The organism is Polynucleobacter sp. 39-46-10 (assembly GCF_002282275.1).
The window spans coordinates 1-3,658 of sequence record NZ_NCJB01000248.1 but is presented as its reverse complement, the minus strand read 5'-3'; the positions used below and the strand labels follow the sequence as shown (position 1 = coordinate 3,658).

3 protein-coding genes and 1 pseudogene are annotated in these 3,658 nt (G+C 44.9%); all 4 read left to right on the top strand.

Annotation, left to right across the window (positions count from 1 at the left end; translation table 11 throughout):
* Nucleotides 1–31 precede the first annotated feature (31 nt).
* A complete protein-coding gene (gene mreC, locus B7X71_RS13675) occupies nt 32–961 on the top strand; it encodes a rod shape-determining protein MreC (protein WP_293599066.1) in 930 nt (309 codons plus the stop codon).
* Nucleotides 958–1,482 (top strand): rod shape-determining protein MreD, encoded by a 525-nt coding sequence (mreD, locus tag B7X71_RS13670; protein ID WP_215302223.1) that lies wholly within the window; start codon nt 958–960, stop codon nt 1,480–1,482. Before mreC ends, mreD begins: the two co-directional genes overlap by 4 nt.
* Before the next feature lie 8 nt (nt 1,483–1,490).
* Nucleotides 1,491–3,398 (top strand): penicillin-binding protein 2, encoded by a 1,908-nt coding sequence (mrdA, locus tag B7X71_RS13665; RefSeq protein ID WP_215302225.1) that lies wholly within the window; start codon nt 1,491–1,493, stop codon nt 3,396–3,398.
* Nucleotides 3,380–3,658 (top strand): annotated as a pseudogene (locus B7X71_RS13660) (rod shape-determining protein RodA); the annotation flags it as partial. The gene mrdA and the pseudogene B7X71_RS13660, both read left to right, overlap by 19 nt.

Sequence of the window (3,658 nt, the reverse complement as noted above, 5' to 3'; positions counted from 1 at the left end):
AGAGTAATTGACCTAAGCGTCGATTAGGGAATTGCAACATAGCGCTCCTCCTCTTTTCAGACAAGGCGTTCCGGCTTTAGTCAAACTGATTGTCTGCTTGTCGATCAGCATCGCATTGATGTTGATCGATTTTCGCTATAAGGCACTCGATCCAATTCGCAACAATGTCAACTGGCTGTTGCGCCCACTAGAGTATGTGATGATGATGCCGCGCAATGTTTATGAAGCGACATCAGAATATTTCACTAGTCGCGGAACACTCGATAAAGAAAACCAAGAGATGAAAGTCCGCCAAGCTGAACTTTCTCTGCTTGCGAATCAATCTGAATTTCTTTTAATAGAAAATCAAAATTTGCGTCAGCTCATCGACTTACAAAATCAAGTTCCCTATAAAACATTGTCGGTGGAAATTTTATTCAATCCACCCAATCCAATTTCTCAACGGATTGTGATTAATCGGGGAAGTGCCGACGGAATAAAGCAAGGCAGTCCAATAGCCAACGACTCCGGTATCTTGGGTCAAGTAGTGCGTCTCTACAATAATTCTGCCGAGGTTTCTTTATTAGAGGATCGTGACTTTGCAGTGCCTGTACAGGTGGCTCGCAATGGCTTGAGAGCAGCGGTATTTGGAGCTGGGCGCGGCAACCCCTTAGAGCTTCGCTATTTACCCGTGGCCAGTGATTTAGAAGTAGGTGACGTACTCATTACCTCAGGTATCGACGGCGTTTATCCGCCAGGTTTTGCCGTTGCAGTCATTAGTCGCATTGAGCGTAATGCTGATAAAAACTCATCGAATGTCTTTTGTGTGCCAATTGCCCCCGTCAATCGCTATCGCCAGGCTTTAGCCCTTCTTTATGACCCCCAGTGGGATGCCAATGCTTCTACTGGCAGCAATAAATTAGGCGCACCGATAGTTAACGCTCCAGGTCGCCGTCAAACTCGTGCGCGAGGCATGCAATGATTGATTTTCAAAGCGGCTATATTCTGCGACCGGTTAATCCAGTCTTTATTTATTTCAGCTTACTTTGTGCGCTGTTGCTTTCACTGCTGCCAATTGGTAATTACAGCTGGGTTCCCGACTGGCTCATTATTTGTATCGTCTTTTGGAATATCCATCAACATCGCTATATTGGGGTGGGCACCGCATTCTTTCTTGGGCTCTTGATGGATGTGCATAACTCTGATCTGCTGGGCTTGCATGCTTTTAGCTACTCATTGGTCGCCTACCTTGCGATCTCTTGGCATAGACGAATCATTGTTTTGAATGTTCTCACCCAGGCGATGCACTTACTGCCGATTTTCTTACTAGTTTCATTATTCCCCGTAATCACCCACTGGCTATTGAGTGGTGAAGTCTATTGGTGGGCATTAACTGGTGCTGTCCAAGCAATGATTGAGACATTGCTATGGCCTGTAGCAACGCAAATTTTGCTTTCGCCCCAACGTCGACCTATTGATGTTGACCACAATCGTCCGCTTTAAAGCGCTGCATGGTTTCATTTAAAAAACCAAACCTCGATTCATTTCAAGAGCGCATTCATATTGCGACCTTGTTTGTTACCTTTTGCTTCCTCCTACTCATCACTCGATTGGTATGGCTACAACTGGTAAGCCATGGCAAATATGCTCTGCTAGCAGAAAGTAATCGTATTGCCCTTGTTCCTGCCCCCGCAAATCGCGGTCTATTGATCGATCGAAATGGGATTGTTATTGGCCGAAACTACTCAGCATTGACTTTGGATGTGAATGCTGAAGAGCTAAAAGGTAATGTTGATGAGCTCATTGATGAGCTCTCCCAAATCGTATTGATTTCCCCTAGGGATCGTCGGAATTTCAAGCGCTCACTTGAAGATTCTAGAAAAATGGGCACCTTTCCCCTGAGATCGATGCTTACTGAATCCGAAACAGCGCGATTTATGGCTAATCGCTATCGCTTTCCGGGTGTTGAAATACGTGCACGAAGCTTTCGCGAGTACCCTTACAACGAACTAGCCTCGCATCTGATTGGCTATATTGGGCGTGCTTCCAAACGCGATATCGAGCGCATGCAAGTTGAAATCGATAATTCCAAAGCCGGTGATCCTGACGCGCTCCAAACTTCATTTCTACCAGGGATTCAATATGTCGGGAAGATTGGCATAGAGCAAAGTTACGAAACAGTATTACGTGGCACACCAGGGTACGATGAGGTTGAAATTACTGCAGGGGGCAAACCAGTACGTACCCTCGCAAGTTCACCATCGGTTCCAGGAAAAAACGTAGTGCTATCGGTTGATATCAAGCTGCAATATTTGGTTGAACAGCTCTATGGAAATTTCCGCGGTGCATTTGTGGCAATTGAGCCAGAGACTGGCGATATATTGGCCTTTGTATCAAAGCCCAACTTTAATCCTAATGATTTTGTAGAGGGCATTGATTCAGTGACCTGGAAGGAGTTGAATGACTCCCCACAAAAGCCACTCTACAACCGCCCACTTAAAGGGATCTACCCGCCAGGATCAACATACAAACCCTTTATGGCTCTTGCCGCTTTGGAAACCAAAAAACGCACCCCGACTCAAACGATCTCAGACCCAGGCTATTTTGAATTTGGTAATCATACTTTTCGAGATGACAAAAAAGGGGGTCATGGTTTGGTAGACATGCAAAAGTCTATTGTTGAATCTTGCGACACTTACTACTACCTTTTGGCGCGTGATATGGGCGTCAACTTGATGCATGACTTTCTGAAGCCATTTGGCTTTGGTCAAATTACTGGCATCGACCTACAGGGTGAATCAAAAGGCGTATTGCCATCAACCGAATGGAAGAAAAATACTTTTAAAAAACCAGAGCAGCAAAAGTGGTACGAAGGAGAAACAATTTCTTTAGGTATTGGCCAGGGTTACAACGCATTTACGATTTTGCAGCTGGCGCATGCGATGGCCAATCTCGCAAATAACGGTATTGTGATGAAGCCGCACTTGGTTAAGGCAATTGAAGATCCCTTCACTAGACATCGCACTCTCACGACCCCAAAAGAAAGTTATCGCATTGATCTTGTGCCTGAGAATATTGAGACCATCAAGAAAGCGATGGTTGAGGTAAATAATTCGGGAACTTCTGCCTCCGTTTTTAAAGGTACAACTTATCAAGCAGGAGGCAAGACTGGAACGGCACAAGTATTTAGCTTGAACTCGAAAGAATATCACCATGGTTCCACGGCAGAATTCTTACGAGACCATGCTTTGTATGTTGCTTTTGCTCCCGCTGAAAAACCAACAATCGCCATTGCAATGGTTGTTGAGAATGCTGGTTTTGGGGCTCAGCATGCCGCTCCAATTGCACGTAAAGCGCTTGATTTTTATCTTGAAGGTAAATGGCCAAAGGAGATTCCTGAATGGAAAAGAGCGCCATAGAAAAAATAAAAAATATTTTTCTGAGTATTTTTAGCGGACTTGACCGCCAGCTAGGCCTTATTCTACTTGGCTTAGCAGGAATTGGATTTATTATATTTTTATCCGCCAGTCAAAATACCCCCGTTCGTTTTGAAGATGAGCTGCGCAATCTAACACTGTCCTTTGTTGTCATGTGGATAGTTTCCCGTATCCCACCAAAATGGCTGGAAATGGCAGCAGTATGGATTTATGGCATTGGAGTTGCACTGCTGATTGCCGTT

What these genes read in the sequence shown, in the direction of transcription:
- mrdA (WP_215302225.1), top strand. Translation starts at nt 1,491, where the DNA reads ATGGTTTCATTTAAAAAACCAAACCTCGATTCATTTCAAGAGCGCATT.
- mreD (WP_215302223.1), top strand. Translation starts at nt 958, where the DNA reads ATGATTGATTTTCAAAGCGGCTATATTCTGCGACCGGTTAATCCAGTC.